17 protein-coding genes are annotated in these 19670 nt (G+C 63.4%); 9 read left to right on the top strand and 8 right to left on the bottom strand.

Annotation, left to right across the window (positions count from 1 at the left end; translation table 11 throughout):
• Positions 1-370: 370 nt before the first annotated feature.
• The 4 genes from gspK to ACAX43_RS22815 are packed head-to-tail and all read left to right on the top strand — an operon-like array spanning position 371 to position 4427.
• A complete protein-coding gene (gene gspK, locus ACAX43_RS22830) occupies positions 371-1675 on the top strand; it encodes a type II secretion system minor pseudopilin GspK (protein ID WP_370710892.1) in 1305 nt (434 codons plus the stop codon).
• A 28-nt stretch (positions 1676-1703) separates the two neighbouring features.
• On the top strand, positions 1704-3125 hold the full coding sequence (gspL, locus tag ACAX43_RS22825) for a type II secretion system protein GspL (protein WP_370710684.1): 1422 nt from the start codon (positions 1704-1706) through the stop codon (positions 3123-3125).
• The gene (locus ACAX43_RS22820; protein ID WP_370710683.1) at positions 3122-3625 is read left to right on the top strand and encodes a type II secretion system protein M; all 504 of its coding nucleotides are present in this window, start codon (positions 3122-3124) and stop codon (positions 3623-3625) included. Before gspL ends, ACAX43_RS22820 begins: the two co-directional genes overlap by 4 nt.
• Positions 3626-3647: 22 nt before the next feature.
• The gene (locus ACAX43_RS22815; protein ID WP_370710682.1) at positions 3648-4427 is read left to right on the top strand and encodes a type II secretion system protein N; all 780 of its coding nucleotides are present in this window, start codon (positions 3648-3650) and stop codon (positions 4425-4427) included.
• A 107-nt stretch (positions 4428-4534) separates the two neighbouring features.
• On the opposite strand, the gene ACAX43_RS22810 is transcribed toward ACAX43_RS22815, so the two are convergent.
• Positions 4535-6103, bottom strand: coding sequence for an efflux transporter outer membrane subunit (locus ACAX43_RS22810; RefSeq protein ID WP_370710681.1), 1569 nt, complete (start codon positions 6101-6103; stop codon positions 4535-4537).
• A 257-nt stretch (positions 6104-6360) separates the two neighbouring features.
• A complete protein-coding gene (locus ACAX43_RS22805) occupies positions 6361-6723 on the bottom strand; it encodes a hypothetical protein (RefSeq protein WP_370710680.1) in 363 nt (120 codons plus the stop codon).
• A gap of 252 nt (positions 6724-6975) precedes the next feature.
• On the opposite strand from ACAX43_RS22805, the gene ACAX43_RS22800 reads away from it, so the two are divergent.
• Positions 6976-7518: a MarR family winged helix-turn-helix transcriptional regulator gene (locus ACAX43_RS22800; protein ID WP_370710679.1), complete on the top strand. Its 543-nt coding sequence runs from the start codon at positions 6976-6978 to the stop codon at positions 7516-7518.
• A 134-nt stretch (positions 7519-7652) separates the two neighbouring features.
• Entirely contained in the window at positions 7653-9215 is a 1563-nt protein-coding gene (locus tag ACAX43_RS22795) for a DHA2 family efflux MFS transporter permease subunit (protein ID WP_370710678.1), read from the top strand.
• A gap of 370 nt (positions 9216-9585) precedes the next feature.
• Here ACAX43_RS22795 and ACAX43_RS22790 read toward each other — a convergent pair whose 3' ends face one another.
• The 4 genes from ACAX43_RS22790 to ada all read right to left on the bottom strand — a co-directional run bounded on the left by ACAX43_RS22790 (position 9586) and on the right by ada (position 14332).
• Positions 9586-10086, bottom strand: a complete 501-nt coding sequence (locus ACAX43_RS22790) for a hypothetical protein (RefSeq protein ID WP_370710677.1) — start codon at positions 10084-10086, stop codon at positions 9586-9588.
• 209 nt (positions 10087-10295) lie between these two features.
• Entirely contained in the window at positions 10296-11912 is a 1617-nt protein-coding gene (gene gshA / locus ACAX43_RS22785; protein WP_370710676.1) for a glutamate--cysteine ligase, read from the bottom strand.
• Positions 11913-12239: 327 nt separating this feature from the next.
• Positions 12240-13157, bottom strand: coding sequence for a DNA-3-methyladenine glycosylase (locus tag ACAX43_RS22780; protein ID WP_370710675.1), 918 nt, complete (start codon positions 13155-13157; stop codon positions 12240-12242).
• Positions 13154-14332 (bottom strand): bifunctional DNA-binding transcriptional regulator/O6-methylguanine-DNA methyltransferase Ada, encoded by a 1179-nt coding sequence (gene ada, locus ACAX43_RS22775; protein ID WP_370710674.1) that lies wholly within the window; start codon positions 14330-14332, stop codon positions 13154-13156. Before ada ends, ACAX43_RS22780 begins: the two co-directional genes overlap by 4 nt.
• Before the next feature lie 395 nt (positions 14333-14727).
• On the opposite strand from ada, the gene ACAX43_RS22770 reads away from it, so the two are divergent.
• Positions 14728-15153, top strand: coding sequence for a VOC family protein (locus tag ACAX43_RS22770; protein WP_370710673.1), 426 nt, complete (start codon positions 14728-14730; stop codon positions 15151-15153).
• Positions 15154-15156: 3 nt separating this feature from the next.
• On the opposite strand, the gene ACAX43_RS22765 is transcribed toward ACAX43_RS22770, so the two are convergent.
• The gene (locus ACAX43_RS22765; protein ID WP_370710672.1) at positions 15157-15711 is read right to left on the bottom strand and encodes a YaeQ family protein; all 555 of its coding nucleotides are present in this window, start codon (positions 15709-15711) and stop codon (positions 15157-15159) included.
• Positions 15712-15862: 151 nt separating this feature from the next.
• Positions 15863-16840, bottom strand: coding sequence for a LysR family transcriptional regulator (locus ACAX43_RS22760; protein ID WP_370710671.1), 978 nt, complete (start codon positions 16838-16840; stop codon positions 15863-15865).
• Between the two features lie 178 nt (positions 16841-17018).
• On the opposite strand from ACAX43_RS22760, the gene ACAX43_RS22755 reads away from it, so the two are divergent.
• Both ACAX43_RS22755 and ACAX43_RS22750 read left to right on the top strand, forming a co-directional pair.
• Positions 17019-18467 carry an aldehyde dehydrogenase family protein gene (locus tag ACAX43_RS22755; RefSeq protein WP_370710670.1) on the top strand — a complete coding sequence of 483 codons (1449 nt, stop codon included), beginning with the start codon at positions 17019-17021 and terminating at the stop codon, positions 18465-18467.
• A gap of 179 nt (positions 18468-18646) precedes the next feature.
• Entirely contained in the window at positions 18647-19651 is a 1005-nt protein-coding gene (locus tag ACAX43_RS22750; RefSeq protein WP_370710669.1) for an arabinose ABC transporter substrate-binding protein, read from the top strand.
• Positions 19652-19670 lie beyond the last annotated feature (19 nt).

Genomic DNA, 19670 nt, shown 5'->3' with positions numbered 1-19670 from the left:
GCGGTGGCTTTCCTTGTTTTGTTTGTGGTCTATTGGCGTTCCCCCTGTGCGGGGGGGCACCTACTTTTCTTTGCCGGCTGCAAAGAAAAGTAGGCAAAAGAAAGCAGCTCAAACCGCTAATGCTAAGCGGCTCCCCTGGCTTGGAGGGGCCAGTGGCCCCGTGGAATCCGGGCCCGCGTCCGTTCAAATGTCAGTGACAAGGGCGTCATACCTCCCGCCTCGCACTGCGTGCTCGCCGGAGGGGTACATCAAAAAACCGGTGGTTTATCTTCGGCGCATCGCCGAGGCGAAGCCGAGGGCTCTCGCGGCGAACGCCCCCGCCCCGCGGTTTGGCGAATTACTCTTCGGCGCGCGCAGCGCCGCCGGAAGAATGACGCCCTTGTCACTCACGCCGAATGTGCGAAAACACGGATTCCACGGGGCCACTGGCCCCTCCAAGCCAGGGGGGCCGCTTAGCATTAGCGGTTTGAGCTGCTTTCTTTTGCCTACTTTTCTTTGCAGCAGGCAAAGAAAAGTAGGTGCCCCCCCGCACAGGGGGAACGCTAATAGACCACAAACAAAACAAGGAAATGCCAAAGCCCCAGGCAAACAACGAAAAAACAAAGCGCCGCAGGCAAACCAGCAAGGCGCGGCAATCATCAGCGCCCTACTAGTAGTCGCGCTATCAGCGATATTAGTATCGGGCATGCTCTGGCGCCAGCAAGTCCAAATCCGAAGGATAGAAAACCAGCGCCTGCTATCGCAAGCCCACTGGATAGCACGAGGCGCGCTTGACTGGACGCGCCTGATCCTCCGCTCGGAGGGCGACACCTCAGCAGGCATCACCTACCTGGGCGGCCTATGGGGCGTCCCCATCGCCAAAACACGTCTGTCGGATTTCCTCGGCCAGATCGGCGAAGTGCGCGCGGAACAAGGCGCGGAAACCTACCTCTCAGGTTCAATCGAAGACGCCCAGGCGAAATTCAACCTCCGCAATCTGGTTTCGAGCCCTGCGCCCGGCGTCATGCAACTGAACATGGAACAGATCGGCGCCTATCAGCGTTTGCTCGTGTCCCTCGGCGTGAACAGCCAACTGGCGAAAAACACCGCCGTGCAGATACGCGCCAGCCTCGCTCAATCGGCGACCCGCTTCCAGACCGTCACGTCCACTGCCGGCGCAACGGCGACACCGGCCGTTCAGGGCGGCGCCACCGGCGGCAGCTTCACCGACAAACCCGGTCTCGACGACAGCGGCGACAGCTCGGACCTCGCACCGCTGCAAATGACCAGCGTCGATTCGTTGCTCGATATCCCCGGCTACACGCCGGAAATGGTCGCGCGCTTGCGGCCGTTCGTCATCGTTCTGCCGACGGTCTCGGCGGTCAACATGAATACGGCCTCCGCCGAAGTGATCGCGGCGATCGTACCAGGAATGAATCTGTCCTCCGCGCAAGCCTTCGTCGCGCGCAGGCAGACAGTGTTTTTTCATAACGTCAGCGATGTGCAACTCGCTTTGCGCGGCGCCGGCGTGCAGTCGATCTCGATCGATCCCAATGAACTCGACGTCAACACGAACTACTTTCTGATCCACGGCCGCGTGCAGCACGAACGCGCGGAAGTGGACCGCACGACCCTCGTCTATCGCGATGCAATGACGCACACTACGCGTATCGTGCGGGTACAAGACCAACTATGAATAACGCCTTTCCCAGAGAGAGTGGCCTTTGAGCACGCTGATCGTCCTACTTCCGCCGCGTGATCCGGCGGTGCCATCGCAGGAATGGCAACTGCCGGATTTGCCGTTCGTGCTGCTCGACAAATCGGGCCGCACCCAACGCACGGGCCGCTCGGCGCTCGCGCTGCTGCCGCGCGCTTCGTCGACGGTGCTGATGGTCGCCGCGCGCGACCTGCTGATGATGCCCGCCAAGCTGCCGCCATTGCGCGGTCCGAGGCTGCGTCAGGCGTTGCCGAATATCGTCGAGGATCAACTGATCCAGGACCCGCAAACCTGTCACATCGCCGTCGACCCGCAACCGGTCGCGGGCGGGCGGCAGTTGCTCGCCATCATCGACCGCGGCTGGTTCCGCTTCATCTGCGAGGGCTTTGCCGCAGCCGGCCACCGCAGCGTGCGCGCCGTGCCGGTCACGCGCTGCCTGCCTCAAGCGGTCGCGCTCGATACGCCCGCCGAAGTCGCGGAAATGGTCAATGCGGGCGAGCCGGTCGCGGCGGGCTCGGCTAGCGTGGCGACGTCGCTGCCGGGCGTGGCGCCGGTGGTGGCGCCTGGCGTCGCATCGGTGGTGCCGATGGTGGCCGCCGTGCTCGGCGCGGTCGTCCAGACGGCGCCCGCGTTGCTGCTCGAAGGCGTGATCGAAAGCGCGATGGCAAGCGGTGCGCCGCGGGTCGAACTGGCCATCGCGCGCGGCGTGCAAGGCGAAGGGCTGGCGGTGCCCGCCAATGCGGTGAACGCTACCCTCAGCGCCCTCGCCGGCGCTGCGCGGGTCTCGCTGTACATGCTGACCGAGGTGCCCGGCAATGAGCCGAGTCTCGCTGCCACCGGCCCGGCGAAGCTCGCTGCCCACGTGCACGGGGCCAGCCCGTTGCCGTTCGAGCAACTCGCGCGGCGCGCGCTGGAGTGCCGCTTCGACCTGTGTCAGTTCGAGTTCGCGTCGCAGCCGTGGCGGCTCGACCGCGCGACGCTGCGCCGCTTGCGCTTGCCGGTCATGCTGGCGATCGGCGCGCTGGTGATCGCGATTGTCGGCGCGAATGTGCAGTGGCTGATGCTCGCGCGCCAACGCGACGCGATCAACACGCAGATGACCGAGCTGTTCCTCAACACTTTCCCCAAGACGACGGTCGTGCTCGATGCGCCCGACCAGATGTCGCGCCAGCTGCAGCAGTTGCGCGTGGCGGCGGGTGAGCTGTCGCCGGACGATTTTCTGTCGTTGGCGGACGGCTTGGCGCGCTCGTTGGCGCCGGTGCCCGTCAACGGTATCGCCGCGCTCGATTATCACGACCGGCGGCTCGACGTGACCTTCAAGCCCGAGGTAAAGCTCGATGCCGATTTCGCCAAGCGCCTCGCGCGCAATGGGCTAACCGGCGCGATCGACAGCAACACCGGCAAGTGGACCATCAGGAACGGACAATGAAAGCTGAACTCGCCCAAAGCTGGGCTGGATTCTGGGACCAGCGCACCGAGCGCGAAAAAACGCTGCTGGCGTGGGGCGGCGGGGCGCTGGCCGTGGTGATCGCGTGGTCGGTGCTGTGGGCGCCGGCGCAGGAGGGCCGCGCCCATCTGCGTGAATCGCTGCCCACTTTGCAGCGGCAACTGGCGCAGATGACCGCGGAGTCGAACGAAGCGCGGCAGTTATCGGCGGCGGCTCAGGGTGTCGCGCCGACCGGCGCCGCGCTCAAGGACGCGCTCACCGCCTCGCTCGCCGATCACGGCCTTGCCGCGACTCAGGTGCAGGTGGTCGGCAACGCGGTGCAGATCCAGATGAAGAACGCATCGTTCCCCGCATGGACCAGCTGGGTCGACGATGCGCGCAAGCAATTCAAGGTGCAGGTCGCCGAGGCGCACGCGACCGCGCTCAAGGAAGACGGCCAAGTGGATCTGACGGCGTCGTTGCAGCCGTCTACCGCGAAATGACCATGCCGTCACAGGATCTCGCATGAATTACTGGATGCGGCGCCTGCGCGTCGCGCTACCCTGGCTGGCGGTCGCGGTGCTGGCGAGCGCGGCCGTAATGCTCACCCTGTTGCCGGCCGCCTGGATCACGCCGCAATTCGCCAAACAGACCGGTGGACACGTCAATCTCGTCGATCCGGCCGGCTCGCTGTGGCACGGCTCGGCGACGCTGATGCTCGCCGCCGGTTCCGATATGAGCGCGGCGACGTTGCTGCCCGGGCGGATCGAATGGCGGACGGCGTTCTGGCCGCTCTTCACCGGCCGGGTGCGGATGATCATGCGGCATAGCGAAGCGATGCCCGACCCGATCACCGTCGACGCCACGCCGCGCAGCGCGACCGTCACGCCGGGCGCGATAGCCGTGCCGGCGTCGCTGCTGAGCGGCCTCGGCGCGCCTTTCAATACGCTCGATCTGCAAGGCGACGTGCGGTTGTCATGGTCGGATTGGCGCAGCTTCAATCACGAAGCGTTCGGCCAGCTGACCGTGACGCTGAACGACGTCAGCTCGCGCGTCTCGCTGGTCAAGCCGCTTGGATCGTACCGGCTGCTGTTTCAGGCGCAAGGCGCGTCGTCCACGCTGGATCTGACGACCATGAAAGGGCCGCTGATGTTGACCGGCAACGGTACGATGTCGGCAGCCTCGACGTCGTTTCATGGGACGGCCAGCGCTGCCCCGGAAGCGCGCGACAACCTCGCGGGACTATTGAACCTGTTGGGGCGGCCAAGCGGACCGGATACGGTCGCGTTGACGTTCATGCATTGAGGCGTCCGCCTCACGCGAGTCGGCACGCTTCGGTGTGGTGAAGAAAAGAGGCATGGCCGCGCGACGCGGTCATGCCTCTTTTGCATTTGCTTTTGAGAACGGCGCGCCTAGTTGCTCTGCGCCGGTTGCGACGCGGCCCCGCTTTGCGCCACGGGCGTCGCCGACGCTGCCGGCAGCGGTGCCGGCGCCGCTACGTCGCCCGTTTCGCGGTTCATTTGCGACGCATCCCAGCCGCCGCCGAGCGCCTTGACCAGTCCCACCGACGACACCATCCGCTGCCCGGCGATGCTCTCCAGCTTCTGCTCTGCCGTGAAGGCCGTGGTCTGCGCGGTCAGCACGTTGACGAAGCCCACCGTACCCGCCTTGTACTCGTTCGTGACGATGGCGAGCGCCTGGCGAGCCGAATCCACCGCTTGCTGCTGCACGACGATTTCCTGTTCGAGGATGCGCTGCGAGGCGAGGTTGTCCTCAACGTCCTGGAACGCGGCCAGAATCGTTTGACGGTACGTCGCGACGTTCTGATCGTAGGCAGCGCGAGCAGCTTCGGTCTTTGCCTCGCGCAAGCCGGCGTCGAAGATCGTGGCGGCGAGTTGCGGGCCGAGCGTCCAGAAGCGCGACGGCGCGGTCAGCAATTGAGAGAACAACGAACTCTGGAAGCCGCCGGTGGCCGACAGCGTCAGCGACGGGAAGAATGCGGCGATCGCGACACCGATCTGTTCGTTCGCCGCCGCCGCCTTGCGCTCGGCCGACGCGATATCCGGACGCCGCTCGAGCAGCGCCGACGGCATCTGCGCGGGCACGGCGGGTGGCGTGGCGGTGAGCGGCATCGATGGAATCGAGAAGGTCGACGCCGGTTCGCCGACAAGGACGGCGATCGCATGCTCGTCCTGCGCGCGCTGGACGCCATTGTCGATTGCCGCTGCTTGTGCCGATTGCAACTGCGTTTGCGCCTGAATCACGTCGGAGCGCGCGGCGACACCTGCCGCGTACTGGTTTTGCGTGAGCTGCAGCGAGCGCTGATAGGCCGCGACGGTGTCGTTGAGCAGCTTTTGGGCGGAGTCGAGCGCGCGCAGCGAGAAATAGGTTTGCGCGAGCGTGGCCTGGGCGGACAGCCGAGCGTTCGCCAGATCGGCGGCGGCGCCCTGCTGGCCGGCTTTCTGCGAGTTGACCGAGCGGGTGACCGAGCCCCACAGGTCCGGCTCCCAGCTTGCGTCGAGTTGCAGGTTATAGCTATTGCTGACGCCGGCGCGGCTCGACGCCGTGGTCAAGTTGCCGCTGGACGACGAACCGCTGCCGGAACGCGTTGCGCCGGCCGAGGCGCCCACGGTCGGGAAATACGCCGCGCGCGCCTCGCCGACCAGCGCTCGCGCCTGGCGGTAAGCTGCGGCGAATTGCGCGATGGTCTGGTTCGACGCGTTCAGCTTGTCTTCGAGCGCGTTGAGTTGTGGGTCATCGTAGATGGCCCACCAGTCGCCGCGGTCTTGCTGATCGGCCGGCTGGGCGACTTTCCAGCCGGGCGCGGCTTCTTTGTACGAAGCAGGGATCTCTGCTGCGGGCCGCTTGTAATCGGGGCCGACCGCGCACCCGGCCAGCAGGGTCGCAAGGGCCGCGGTGACCGCGATAGTCAGGGCGCGGGGCGCAATCGCCCGCGCGCGCGAGATTCGATCAAACTGCATGCAATGAATTCCTTCTGGACGCCGCAATGCGGCCGATGGCGGCACCGCCGGCCGGGCGAGATCAGGGCTGTACGGGAATGTTAGCGTATGAGCCCGCTTGGAGCCCGCTCGGGCGGGAAACTGAAAGGGTAATGCGCGGGGAGGCGGAGGTGTGTTACTTGGGGTGTCGGGATGGTTACGTGCTATTACCGGCTTCGTTGCCCTGGCGGTCGCAAATGCGCCGCGCAGACAACGACGGCGGCACGGTCAGAAGCGAATTAAACCCGCGAATCCGATGAAGTGGTCTGCCGGGCCAGCTTGCCAGCCGCAGCCCGACACGCCGCCCCTGAGCGCGCCTGGCAAGCGCCGGCAGGGCCTGCCGCAGCGCTGATAACCGGAGCGACACTTCCCGCTGCAACCGAGGATCCCACCGATTCCGATGGCGCAGCCTTAGCCCCCTTCTGCCCTCGCCGATGCTCAACCCAGGCGAACACCATCATCCCCACCGACCCACCGGGCAGCACGAACAGTACGGCGAACAACGCCAGTTTCCACCAGCGATGCGGCCCTTGAAAACTGCTCAGCGCGGAATCGGTCAGGGAGCGGCTCAAGCCGCCAAATGTGTTTTTCAGGTACAGCATGGGGGAAATCCTTTTCGCACGGCGCCATCGCAGCGTGCAGACAATCGGTCAGAACATGGTCTCGGGTGGCGCGGGTCGCGCGTAACTCGTTGCCTACAATAATATTGACTATGCAATCAAATTTCAAGATACTTCGGTTGACGCGCGACAGCGGTGTTGTTTTTGTGCGGTTCGCGCTACGCGAGATCACGTTTGACTTGTCTGCTTAGGCAGCTAGAATCCGTTCTGCTCGACGATGTTCCCGGATACACGATGACCGACGGCCCCTACAACGCGGACGAGATTCACCTTGAATCGAGTCTCGGCTATTACCTGACGAAAGCGCGAAATGTGCTTGTCGAGCGGATGGACCGTGCGGTCAAACCGTTAGGGCTGACCGCTCAGCAGATCGGTGTGATCTTGCTGTTGTCCGCGCAACGCGCGAGCACGCCATTCGAGTTGTCGCGTGCCATGTCCTACGACAGTGGATCGATGACGCGCCTGTTGGATCGCCTTGAAAAGAAAGGCTTTGTGGTGCGCACGCGCAGCGACGCCGACCGTCGGATGGTCAAGCTGGAGCTAACGCCGCAAGGTCACGAAGCGGCTCGGCAATTGCCCAGCTTGGGCGCTGCCGTGTTGAACGAACAATTGCGCGGATTTTCGGCCGCGGACCACGCTACCTTGCTCGATCTGCTGGGCCGTTTCATTGCGAACGGGATCGGCGGGGGAGCAAGCGCGGGTTGCGGACTCGGGACACCGCAGGAATCATCGGAAGAATCACCCGAACAGTCGCCGCCAGAGCACGGCGAGGCGTAACCAAGAGGCGCTTTTGAAAGCGCCATCGTTTGAAATTGTCTGTCTGGGCAGAGAGTGATCCGGCATGTAAGCGCGCCATTCGAACGGTGCGATAAAGCTGCCGCGACAAGCTTTCCCCGGCTGAGGAGAAACACATGGCTGCCACGGCTCCTGCCGCTGCCCTACCCGCCGCCGAACTGGCCCCGCTCAAAGGCGGCACGCTGGCGTTGCTTACTGTCGGTCTCGCGCTCGGCACTTTCATGGAAGTGCTCGATACATCGATCGCCAACGTGGCCGTGCCGACCATTTCCGGCAGCCTCGGCGTGGCAACCAGTCAAGGCACCTGGGTCATTTCATCGTATTCGGTGGCCTCGGCGATTGCGGTGCCGCTGACCGGCTGGCTCGCGCGGCGCGTCGGCGAAGTGCGGCTCTTCACGCTGTCCGTACTGCTTTTCACGATCGCTTCGGCGCTATGTGGCTTCGCTCACAACTTCGAGTCGTTGATCGCGTTCCGGCTTCTGCAAGGGCTTGTTTCCGGGCCGATGGTCCCGCTCTCGCAGACGATTCTGATGCGCTCGTACCCGACGGAAAAGCGCGGGCTTGCGCTCGGACTATGGGCGATGACCGTGATTTGCGCGCCGATCTTCGGGCCCGTGATGGGCGGCTATATCACCGACAACTACACGTGGCCGTGGATCTTCTACATCAACGTGCCGATCGGCTTGTTCTCGGCGGTGTGCGCGTTCCTGCTGCTGCGCGGCCGCGAGACCAAGGTCACCAAACAGCGTATCGATGCGGTTGGGCTCGCGTTGCTTGTGATCGGCGTGTCGTGCCTGCAGATGGTGCTCGACCTCGGCAAGGATCGCGACTGGTTCAACTCGACGTTGATCATTACGCTGGCGATCATCGCGGTCGTGTCGATTGCCTTCATGCTGGTGTGGGAGTTGACTGAGAAAGAACCCGTCGTCGATCTCTCGCTGTTCAAGGATCGCAACTTCGCGCTCGGTGTGGTGATCATTTCGTTCGGGTTTATGGCGTTCTTTGGGTCAGTGGTGATTTTCCCGCTCTGGCTGCAGACGGTGATGGGTTATACCGCTGGGCTTGCGGGCTTGGCGACCGCTCCGGTCGGCATTCTTGCGCTGTTTTTGTCGCCGATGATCGGCAAGAACATGCATCGGCTGAACCTGCGCGTGGTGGCGAGTTTCGCGTTCATCGTGTTTGCGTTCGTGTCGTTCTGGAATTCGACTTTCACACTCGATGTGCCGTTCAATCATGTGATCTGGCCGCGGTTGGTGCAAGGCATTGGGGTGGCTTGCTTCTTCGTGCCGATGACTACGATTACGCTGTCCAGCGTGTCTGATGAGCGGCTTGCTAGTGCTTCCGGGTTGTCTAACTTTTTTCGGACTTTGTCAGGGGCGATTGGGACGGCTATCAGTACGACGTACTGGGAGAACGATACGATCTACCATCATGCGATGTTGTCCGATTCGGTTAATGTTTATGCGGCTAATACTAATGCTTATACCAATGCGTTGGCCGGGATTGGGCTTGCTGGGGATGGCGTCGTCGCTCAGTTGAATCGGGTCGTTACAGCTCAGGCTTATATGATGGCCACTAATGACTTTTTTCGGATCTCTTGTGCGGCGTTTCTTGTGCTTGCTGTGCTTGTTTGGGTGACTAAGCCTCGGAAGGGGGTTGGGCCTTCTATGGGGCATTGAGGGCTTGGTTGTGTTTTGCGGTGGCGTTGGGTGGTGTGCCTGGGGCGGTGGCCTTTCCTTGTTTTGTTAGTGGTCGATTTGCGTGGCCCCTGTGCGGGGCGGCACCCACTTTTCTTTGCTTGCCGCGCCCCGAAGGAAGTCCACTTGGTGGGCAAAGAAAAGTGGGCAAAAGAAAGCGGCTTTAAACCGCTAATGCTAAGTGGGAACCGCGGTTAACAACCGGTAGTGGCCCCGTGGAATCTGTGTTCTCGCACATTCGGCGTTAGTGACAAGGGCATCATTTTTCCGGCGGCGCTGCGCGCGCCGAAGGGTACTTCTTAAAACCACTCGGCGCTTGTCTCGCCGTTTTACGCCAAGGCGCTTGCTTTCTTCACTGCGTTATCGCTTCCCCACTCGTTCCCGGCATCGATTGGCCCTGCAATGCGTCCGGGTGTGTCGTCGGGGGTGCCGGTTGCGTTGGCTTCGCGCCGCTCTGCGGCGCACTCGCCGCCGTGCCTCGCACGAATTCCTTGAAGTCGGCGCCGGCTTCCCACGGGTTCGGTTTGCAGCCAAGGGAGCCGTCGCAATGCGCGGCGAAACCAATCGTTGCCGTGCCGTCAGGATTCGGTGTGCGCGTAATCTGATACGCCAACGCGCGCTTGCCGCCGTCCGGCCCCCCTGTCTGGATCAACGTGTCAGTCGCCGATTCGACCTTGTATTTCGAATGGCTCGTTACCCACGTCTGCGCACGTTGCCACCACACGTCGCACTCGGCTTTGGTCGAACACGTCAACGGCGTTGTCGCGATCTGCATGACGTCCGGGTCGACCTGCCCCTGCGTCGAACATCCCGCCGCCGCCAGGCACAGCACGGCCATCAGACCTTTTTTCATCACGGTGAAGCCTCCCGCTCTGGAGCGTGTCATCCAGGTTGGACCGCATCCCCGGCACGGTGTTGCATATGCCTCAGCGAATCGCTAAAACCAATGGAGATTTTGCCGGTATGGCTGGTCGGCCAGCATCGCTTTGCGTAGACGTTACCCGTGCGCAATAAAAAAGCGGCCGTCACGGCCGCTTTTTGAACATCACCTACGGACGGTGTTCAGACGCTGAAGCGGTTCAGCGTGTACGCCCGGTATGCCGCGACGAAAGCGTCGAACGAACCCTCTTCTTCCCGTTCAAGCTTGGCTTGCTCTGCCAGCGACTGCCCGGCGAGGTCGGTGAATTCCTTCGTCTGCGCAGCATCCAGCGGACGCGTACGGAAATACGCGGCGTGCGCTTCGCTTTGCTCGAGGCCGAATGCGAGGAAGCTCTGCTGCTTCTCGCGCATCGTCTGCAATACGCGCGCAGAGGGCGTCAGCGACGCATCCGCCAGTTTCGCGCGCTGAACCGCCACTGAGCGCGCGTGTGCGTCGCCACCGTGCAATGCGTCGAGTGTTGCCGCCGCTGCGTCGATCTTGACGAGCAGTTCGTTTGCCCAATCTGCCATCGCGACCGCCTGGCCGTCGCGCGTCAGTTCGAGGCCCGGCTTGCGCCCTTCCATCGTCACGCGGCCGAAGTTCTGATTCGCCTCTGCATACGCATCCGGCGGGAGCAGCGCGCTGTCGTCGAGCGCGCAGACCAGCAGGAAAGCGTCGAGAAAGCGCGACGTCTCAAGCGAAATGCCGGTCGGCTCGAACGGGTCGATGTCCATGCAGCGCACTTCAACGTATTGAATGCCACGCGCGCCAAGCGCATGCAGCGGACGCTCGCCCGGATACGTGATGCGCTTCGGACGGATCGTCGAATAAAACTCGTTTTCGATCTGCAGCACGTTCGTGTTGATCTGCACCCACTCGCCGTCGCGCTGGGTGCCGATCGCCTCATACGCGGGATACGGCTGGCTCACGGCCTTCGCGAGCGCGTCGAGGTAGCCCGGCAGCGTGTCGTAGTCGGCGTGCAGCGCGGCTTGCGCCGTGGTGTTCGAGTAGCCGAGATCGCTCATGCGCAAGCTGGTCGCATACGGGCGATACAACGTGTCGGCGTCGAGCGTTTCGAGCGTGTGTTTGCGATCGCGGAGGAATCGGCGATCCAGCGCCGGCGAGGCGCCGAACAGGTACATCAGCAGCCAGTTGGTGCGGCGGAAATTGCGGATCAGTGCGAGGTATCGGTCGGACTGGAAGTCGACCGCGTTCGCGGTGGATTGCTGATCGGCATGCAACACCCGCCATACTTCTTCGTTCAGCGAATAGTTGTAGTGGATGCCCGCAATGCACTGCATCGTGCGGCCGTAACGGAGCGCCAGGCCAATGCGGTAGACGTACTTCAGTTTGCCGATATTCGACGAGCCGTAATGCGCGATCGGAATGCCGTCGTCCGTTTCGGGCAGCAGGCTTGGCATCGAGTTGTTCCACAGAATCTCGTCGCCGAGTTCGGCGTAGACGAAACGATGCAGCGTATCGAGCTTTTCGAGCGTGATCGAGACGTCGTGCTCAGCCGGCGTAATCAGTTCGAGCAGCGCCTCGGAATAGTCGGTGGTCAGCGACGGATGCGTGAGCGCCGAACCGAGCGTGCGCGGATGCGGCGTCAAGGCGAGCTGACCGTCGTGCGTCACGCGCAGGCTTTCCTTTTCGATGCCGCGCAGGCCACGTATCAGCGCGTCGCGCTGCGGGCCTGAGGTCAGCACGGACAGGCGGTGCGAGAACGCGTCATGCGTGCGGGAAGGTGTCGTGTTTGGCATTGATGCGAGTCGGGCGTTGTCGGCCGCCATGTGCCGCTCCGCTGCGACATGCAGCACTGCGCGGTTGACAACGTTCGGCGGAATTTTCAGGTAGCGGGCACTTTAACATCTCGCCACGGCGGCTGCTTGAGGCCGCTCCGGCGGCCCTTCGGACCGCTCAACTCCGTCTATTTTCTGGACGAATCGGCCTGCCCCATACCTCGTCGCGCCACGCGCCCGGGGCGTGATCCGCGTTTCTCCCCGATCACCGTACGGCTTCAACCGCCGCACGGGGCGCTTGCGCATTCACCACCGCGAGCGGCCCTGCTCCCCGACTGCCGCACGGCCTCAGCCGCCTCGCGCGGCGCCGGCCCGGTCCGCCACCTCATTCCATAGATGCATCGCCGCGTACGCTCGCCATGGCCGCCACGCGTCGGTGCGGGTGCGTTGCTGCGTGGGCCGCATCAGCGACGGGTCGCGCGCGCAGATCGACTGCATCAACACGAGGTCCCATGCGGGCCAGGCGTCGGCGTCACGCCATGCGCGCATCGCGACATACTCGACCGTCCATGGGCCGATGCCAGGCAGTGCGAGCAACGCGGCGCGCAGGCTGGTTGCGTCGACTGCGCTGCTGTCGAGCGGTACGTCGCCTGAAGCGACTGCGTGTGCGAAGCCTTGCAACGCCGCTACGCGTTTACCCGGCATGCCGATCTGCGCGAGATCGACAGCGGCGAGTGCCGCGGGCGTCGGAAAGCGCCAAGCGGTGTTCTCATGCGGATGGCCCTCGATGCGTTCGCCGGCACGCTGCACCAACCGTCCGATGATGGTGGTCGCCGCCTTCACGCTGACCTGTTGGCCGACGATGGCGCGCACCACCAGCTCGAAGCCCGACCAGGCGCCGGGCACACGCAAGCCCGGCACGGCTTCGATCAACGGCGCGAGCCACGGGTCGACGGCGAGTTCGCGGCCGATTTTCTTCGGATCGGCATGCAGGTCGAACATCTTCGCGATTGGCGTGGCGAGCGCGTCGGCGTGACGGCTCGCCGGACCTTCGATGCTCGCGACAATGCAGCGCTTGCGCGGATGCAGGCGCACGATCAGCGTGCCGCTGTCGCCGGCCCAATCGATGGCGCGGCGATAGGCGCCGTCTTCCACCGCTTCGACGCCTGGCGTCGCGCGTCCGCCAAAAAAGCGCAGCAGGCGCGGCCAGTCGAAGGGTGGTTTGAACGGCAGTTCGAGTGTTGCGACGTCGTCAGGCGTACTCACGCGGCGTGGTCCAGTTTGGTGGTGGTTGCAGCAATGGCCGCATTTTTGCGGCGCTCAGGTTCATCGCGCGAGGTGTCGCCTGCGTGCCGGGCCTCGTTATCGAGCAGTGCCTCCTTGCGCGGCAAACCCCAACGATACCCTGCCAGCGCCCCGCCCTTCTGCACTACGCGATGACAAGGAATCGCCAGCGCTACCGGATTCGTCGCGCACGCGCTTGCCACCGCGCGGACCGCGCGAGGTGCGCCGACCGCTTCGGCGATCTGCGAATAGCTGCGCGTCTCGCCGTACGGAATGCGCCGCAGCGCGTCCCATACGCGTTGCCGGAACGCGGTCGCGGCGATATCCAAAGGCAGATCGAAGTCCTGACGGGTGCCGCGCAAATAGGCGTCGATCTGCGCGATGAACGGCGCGAGCCGCGCTGTATCTTCGACCAGCTCGGCATTGGCGAACTCGCTGCGCAATTCGTCGGCGAGTATTGCGGCATCGTCTCCGAAACCGATCTTGCAGATCCCTTTGTCGGTAGCGGCGACCAGCACGAAGCCGAGCGAGGTCGGCGCGACGGCATAGCGCACGATAAGCCCCGCGCCCTTGCGGCGAAACGCGGACGGCGCCATGCCCAATTCCGCCGAGGCACTGTCGTACATCCGCGATGGCGAGCCGAAACCGGCGTCGAGCGTGGCGCGGGTCACGTCCGACCCGCTCTGTAGCGCATCGCGCAACGCGGCACCCCGTTGCGCGGCCTGATATTGCCGCGGAGATACGCCCACTACGCGCTTGAACAGACGCTGCAAGTGAAACGGGCTCACGTGCACGGCGTCGCTCAATTGCGCGAGCGTGAGGCGCTGTTGCGGATCGGCATCCAGTGCGGCGCAAGCCCGATTGACGATTTCCAGTTCGCGCGGCAGGCCGCCAGGCTGGCAGCGCTTGCAATCGCGATAGCCCGCGGCGCGCGCGGCATCGGCGTCGACGAAGAAAGCGACATTCTCGCGGCGCGGCTGGCGCGACGCGCACGATGGGCGGCAGAACACGCCGGTCGTTTTGACGGCGTAGAAGAACGCACCGTCGGCGTGTGGCTCGCGACGGCTGACAGCTTCCCAACGCTCGGCGTCGGTGGTCCAGCTGGTGGTGCCGGCGGCAGTTTCGGCGCCAGTATCGATAGGATCGGTGCGGTTCATGATGGTCCCGGAAAGAGGGTGTCGATGCTCACCAATGTAGGCCGCATGCCGACACACTACGCTCCGCTTCTTGCTCTGTCATTGCGCTTCCTCTAGGCGTCAAGCCCCGGCCAGGCGCTCGTTCCGCCTTAAACTGCGACAATTTGGCCCGATATCGGGTTTTCCCTTAAAAAGTTATTGCGTCGCATCAACCCCATGTGTATATTAGTACCTGTCTCCTCCATGTCTCCTCCTGATATGGATTCAGCCCGCTCCACATAGAGCGGGCTTTTTTTCGTCTGATCATTTCTGAACTGTCCCCTGCGACCCGTTCACGGCCGCATTCGTTACGCCGTCCTTTCTTCTACACTGGTGACTATCCAACCGTTCTGCGATCCCGCCGAGGGGCGTTCGACATGAAAATCCACATTCGCGAGATCGACCACATCGTCATTCGGGCGTCGGACGTTGCGGTAATGAGGCGCTTTTATTGCGAAGTGCTCGGTTGCAGCGTCGAGAAGGAGCAGCCGGATCTAGGCTTGACGCAGTTGCGCGCCGGGCGCTCGCTGATCGACCTGTTAAAGGTCGGCGCGAAGCTCGATCACGCCGAAAACGGCGTGCCCGGTGCGGGGCGGAATATGGATCATGTATGTTTGCGCATCGATCCGTTCGATGCCGAGGCGCTCAAGACGCATCTGACGGAACACGGAGCGCGGCCCGGCGAACCGGCTGTGCGCTATGGCGCGGACGGGTTTGGGCAGTCACTGTATCTGTTCGACCCGGAGGGCAATATGGTCGAGCTTAAAGGGCCGCCCGAAGCGGCGCGTATGACGTCGCTGTAATTGTCAGGCGTTGGCGGGCGCCTTCAACACCGTCCACTCGATCTTCACCGCATCCGCCTCGGCGCTGCCGAGCCAGGCTTCGCCGTCCTGCACGGTGCATTGCAGACGCATGGTCCGTTCGGCGAGCGAGCCGAGCGCGGCGGCGATGTCTTCACCGAGCGACCATACCGTCACATTGCGCATGCGTTCGACCTTGCTGCGCACACCTTGCCACCAGATGTCCGACGTGCGGCCGCCGTAGGCGATCACGATCACTTCGTTCGAGCGGCCGCTCGCCTTGGCGATGCGGCGTTCGTCCGGCTGACCGACTTCGATCCAGGTTTCGATCGCGCCGGTAAGGTCCTTCTGCCAGAGGTCCGGTTCGTCTACGTCCGACAAACCTTTGCAGAATTCGAGGCGTTCCTGCGCGAACAGCGCGAACGCGGCGACGCGGACCATCATCCGTTCGTCGGTTTCCGAGGGATGGCGGGCGATCGTCAGGGAATGGTCGGCGTAGTAATGCCGGTCCATGTTGGCGATCTGGAGTTCCGCCTTGTAAATCGTCGATTTGAGAGCCATGCCGTTACTAAACCAGGCGCTCGCCCCACCGGAGCGAACAGAAAAAGAATCGTCGACGGCGCGTTGCCGTTTTCCGTGCTTGTTGTACATCGCGTGTTCCTCCCGAGCCCAACGTCGGCTGCTACTACACCTATTGCAATGGGAGAAGCACTTATCGCGCCAATGTCGACTCGAAAGCGGTGCCATAGACCTCGGCAGCGGCTTGCCGCAAGGCTTCGAGCACGACGGAGGCCGCTGGCGAAAGCAGATGCGACTGGCGCGTGATGATACCGAATGTATCCATTCTGCACGGTAAATTGATCGGTACCTGCTTGAGAACACCGTACTGTTGGTACTGACGCGCCACTTCATCAGGTAAAACTGCCAACATATCGCTTTGCAGGAGCAGACTCGAAATCGCCAGAAAATTGTTGGTATTGACCACGTTTTGCGGCGGATTCAGCCCGATTTGCGAAAACATCAGATCAAAGCGGTGGCGCAAAACGCTGCCCGGGGGGTGCAAAACCCAACTCGCGTTGACGATTCCGCGCAGCGTCAAACCTGTTTCATTTTCGAGAGGATGGCCGGGGCGCGCCACGACACACAGCGGTTCGTCGGCGAGCGGTTCGTAGCGGACTTCGGTCTTGAACTGGTTTTGCCGCTCCAGTACCCGGCCGATCATGAGGTCCAGTTCGCCTTCGGCGAGCCTCGGCAACATGACGTCGGAGGTTTCCACCTCCACCCAGATTTGCAACTGTGGATAACGTTCCTTCACGCTGGCGATCGCGCGCGGCACCATTGTCGCGGCCGCTGCCGCGATCACGCCGATGCGCACCTGGCCTGCCAGGCCGGCGCGCAACGCCGAGATTTCATCATGCGCGTGGCTCAGATTGGAGAGCACCATGCGCGCGTGACGGATCATCACTTCGCCGTACAGGGTGGCGTGCATGCCATGCGGCGTGCGGTCGAACAGACTCACTTCCAGCATGTCCTCCAGCTCTTTCAGAAGCCGCGACGCGGCGGGCTGGGTCATGCCGAGCACGTCGGCGGCACGCCGGACGTTGCCCTCCTCTTCCATCGCCGCGAGCAGCAGCAACTGCCGCGTCTTGAGCCGCGCCCGTACGAACCAGTTCGAGTAGCTACGCGTCATGGCTTGTCTCCCTATGCGGCTTGATGCCGGCTGTCGAGCCGGTTGCCGTCGTTAAGGCTTCATCATGCCATACCGGAATTGATATCGGGACAGCCTAAAAAGGGATTGGAAAGTTATTGGGGCGGCTCATACCATTCGTGGACTTTCTGAGCTTCCTCATGAGTTGCCCATCCCGTCGATGAATCGCGATCCGCTCGTCCCGCTCGTTGCCAGCCCGTTCCGCCACTACATCAATGGCGGCTGGGAGACGGGCGCGACCACGGGCGTGTCGCTCAATCCATCGGACCTGGATGAACCGGTCGGCGAATACGTGCGAGCCGACGTACGGCAGACCGATATGGCGATCGAAGCGGCGAGCGCGGCCTTCCGCGAATGGTCGTTGGGTTCGGCGCAGCGCCGTTCGGACGCGCTCGATGCGATTGGTAGCGAGATGCTCGCGCGCCGCGACGAACTGGGCCGGCTGCTCGCGCGCGAAGTCGGCAAGACGCTGCCCGAAGCGCTGGCCGAAGCGACGCGCGCCGGCCAGATCTTCAAGTTTTTCGCCGCCGAGACCCTGCGCGCGTTTGCCGAGGCCGTGACGTCGGCGCGCGCCGGTGTCGAGATCGATATGACGCGCGAACCGCTCGGCGTAATCGGCATCATTGCGCCGTGGAGCGCGCCGCTGGCAATTGCCGCTGCAAAGATCGGCGCCGCTCTCGCCCACGGCAATTGCATCGTCTTCAAACCGGCCGAATCGGCGCCGGGTTGCGCGGCGGGGTTAGCGACCATTATCAGTCGCGCCGGTCTGCCGGCCGGCGTGTTCAATCTCGTGATGGGCAGTGGCCGGCAGGTGGGCGCACGAATCGCAGCGCATCCGCTGGTGGCGGCGATCAGCTTCACCGGCTCGGCAGAGACCGGCACGCGTGTTTTGCAAGCCGCCGCCGCGCGGCAAGCGCGCGTGCAACTGGAAATGGGCGGCAAGAATCCGTTCGTGGTGCTGGCCGATGCCGATCTCGACGGCGCCGTCGACGCAGCGCTGAGCGGCGCATATGGCTGCGCCGGTCAACGCAGTACGGCGGCGTCGCGGCTGATCGTCGAACGGGTGGTGTTCGAGCCGTTCGTCGACGCGTTGCAGACGAAGCTCGCCAGGCTAAACGTCGACCACGCATTGAAGCACGGCACGGATATCGGCCCGGTCGCGAACGCCGCGCAGTTGGCGCGCCATCTCGACTACGTGCGCATCGGTCAGCAGGAAGGCGCGCAATTGCTGCACGGTGGCCGTGAGCTTGAACGCGCGACACGGGGCTACTTTCTCGAACCCGCGCTCTTTATCGGCGAACCCGAACACCGCATCGCACGAGAAGAAATCCTCGGCCCGCTCGCCGTCGTGCTGAAAGCCGATGACTACGACCACGCGCTGCATCTCGCGAACGACACCGCCTACGGTCTATGCGCCGGCATCTGCACGCGCTCGTTAAGCCGTGCACGGCATTTCCGCCGTCACGTGCAGTGCGGCCTCGTCACGATCAATCTGCCGACTACCGCCGTCGAGTATCACGCGCCAGCCGGCGGCCGCAAGGCGTCGGCCTATGGCGCAACCGATGCAGCCTTCTGGACGGCCGTGAAAACGGCCTACGTCGCGGGTTGATGGCCATGAGACTCGTCCCCTTTGCCGCTCACCCCAACCCTTATCCACGCCCCGGCTGACGCCGCCGTGCATTCCCTGCTGCAAATAAACGAAATCAATGCAGCCTTTCAACCTCAGCAACTATGTTGCATGGATCGGAGTAAGCGCTAAGCGCAAACTCCGATCGACAGGAGACAAGCATGACCAGCAAGCTTCGCCGTTTGACGCTATCCGCGATCGCCGCCGCCGCCCTCGCCGCGCCCTTTGCCGCGCAACTCTCCGCGCATGCGGACCAGCCGCTCAAAGTCGGCTTCCTCGTGAAAATGCCGGAACAGGCGTGGTTCATCAACGAACAGAAGGCCGCCACCGCGCTCGGTCAGAAGGACGGTTTCTCGGTGGTCAACATCGGTACGCCGGACGGCGAAAAAGTGCTGGCCGCGATCGATAACCTCGGCGCGCAAGGCGCGAAGGGTTTCGTGATCTGCGCGCCGGACGTGCGGCTCGGGCCGGCGATCCAGGCGCGTGCGAAGCGCTACAACATGAAGTTCGTCACCGTCGACGATCAACTGGTCGACTCCACCGGCAAGCCGCTGCCGAACGTGCCGCACCTCGGCATGTCGGCGTTCAAGATCGGCAATCAGGTCGGCACCGCGATCTCCGAAGAGATGAAACGCCGCGGCTGGAAGCCGGAAGAAGTCGGCGCGCTGCGCATCACGAACTATGAATTGCCGACCGCCAAACTGCGCACCGACGGCGCGACGCAAACGCTGTTGGCCGGCGGCTTCAAGAAGGAAAACATCTTCGATGCCCCGCAAAAGACCACCGATGACGAGGGCGGTTTCAACGCATCGTCGCCGGTGCTCGCGCAGCATCCGAACATCAAGAAGTGGGTGATCTTCGCGCTCAACGAGGAAAGCGTGCTGGGCGGCGTGCGCGCGACCGAGCAACTGCACATTCCGGCGGCGGACGTGATCGGCGTGGGTATCAACGGTGCGGGCGAAGCGTTCGCCGAATTCCAGAAGAAGGAGCCGACGGGCTTCTACGGCACGATCGCGGTGAGTTCGACCAATCACGGCAAGGAGAGCACGGAGAACCTCGTCGAGTGGATCAAGGACGGCAAGCAGCCGCCCGCCGATACGCAAACCACCGGCAAGCTGATGGTGCGCAGCAACTGGCAGGACGTGCGTAAAGAACTCGGAATTTAAGCGGTATTCGAGTCTGCAC

The sequence above is a fragment of the Paraburkholderia sp. IW21 genome (assembly GCF_041321145.1).
In the GTDB taxonomy this organism is placed as follows: domain Bacteria; phylum Pseudomonadota; class Gammaproteobacteria; order Burkholderiales; family Burkholderiaceae; genus Paraburkholderia.
This window is presented reverse-complemented; position numbering and strand designations above follow the sequence as displayed.

Bases quoted from the DNA above. Each gene is read 5' to 3' on its own strand.
- gshA (WP_370710676.1), bottom strand. From the start codon at position 11,912: ATGCCAAACACGACACCTTCCCGCACGCATGACGCGTTCTCGCACCGC.
- ACAX43_RS22770 (WP_370710673.1), top strand. From the start codon at position 14,728: ATGAAAATCCACATTCGCGAGATCGACCACATCGTCATTCGGGCGTCG.
- ada (WP_370710674.1), bottom strand. From the start codon at position 14,332: ATGAACCGCACCGATCCTATCGATACTGGCGCCGAAACTGCCGCCGGC.
- ACAX43_RS22750 (WP_370710669.1), top strand. From the start codon at position 18,647: ATGACCAGCAAGCTTCGCCGTTTGACGCTATCCGCGATCGCCGCCGCC.
- ACAX43_RS22810 (WP_370710681.1), bottom strand. From the start codon at position 6,103: ATGCAGTTTGATCGAATCTCGCGCGCGCGGGCGATTGCGCCCCGCGCC.
- ACAX43_RS22795 (WP_370710678.1), top strand. From the start codon at position 7,653: ATGGCTGCCACGGCTCCTGCCGCTGCCCTACCCGCCGCCGAACTGGCC.
- ACAX43_RS22755 (WP_370710670.1), top strand. From the start codon at position 17,019: ATGAATCGCGATCCGCTCGTCCCGCTCGTTGCCAGCCCGTTCCGCCAC.
- ACAX43_RS22800 (WP_370710679.1), top strand. From the start codon at position 6,976: ATGACCGACGGCCCCTACAACGCGGACGAGATTCACCTTGAATCGAGT.
- ACAX43_RS22815 (WP_370710682.1), top strand. From the start codon at position 3,648: ATGAATTACTGGATGCGGCGCCTGCGCGTCGCGCTACCCTGGCTGGCG.
- ACAX43_RS22760 (WP_370710671.1), bottom strand. From the start codon at position 16,840: ATGACGCGTAGCTACTCGAACTGGTTCGTACGGGCGCGGCTCAAGACG.
- gspK (WP_370710892.1), top strand. From the start codon at position 371: ATGACGCCCTTGTCACTCACGCCGAATGTGCGAAAACACGGATTCCAC.
- ACAX43_RS22820 (WP_370710683.1), top strand. From the start codon at position 3,122: ATGAAAGCTGAACTCGCCCAAAGCTGGGCTGGATTCTGGGACCAGCGC.
- ACAX43_RS22805 (WP_370710680.1), bottom strand. From the start codon at position 6,723: ATGCTGTACCTGAAAAACACATTTGGCGGCTTGAGCCGCTCCCTGACC.
- ACAX43_RS22765 (WP_370710672.1), bottom strand. From the start codon at position 15,711: ATGGCTCTCAAATCGACGATTTACAAGGCGGAACTCCAGATCGCCAAC.
- ACAX43_RS22790 (WP_370710677.1), bottom strand. From the start codon at position 10,086: ATGAAAAAAGGTCTGATGGCCGTGCTGTGCCTGGCGGCGGCGGGATGT.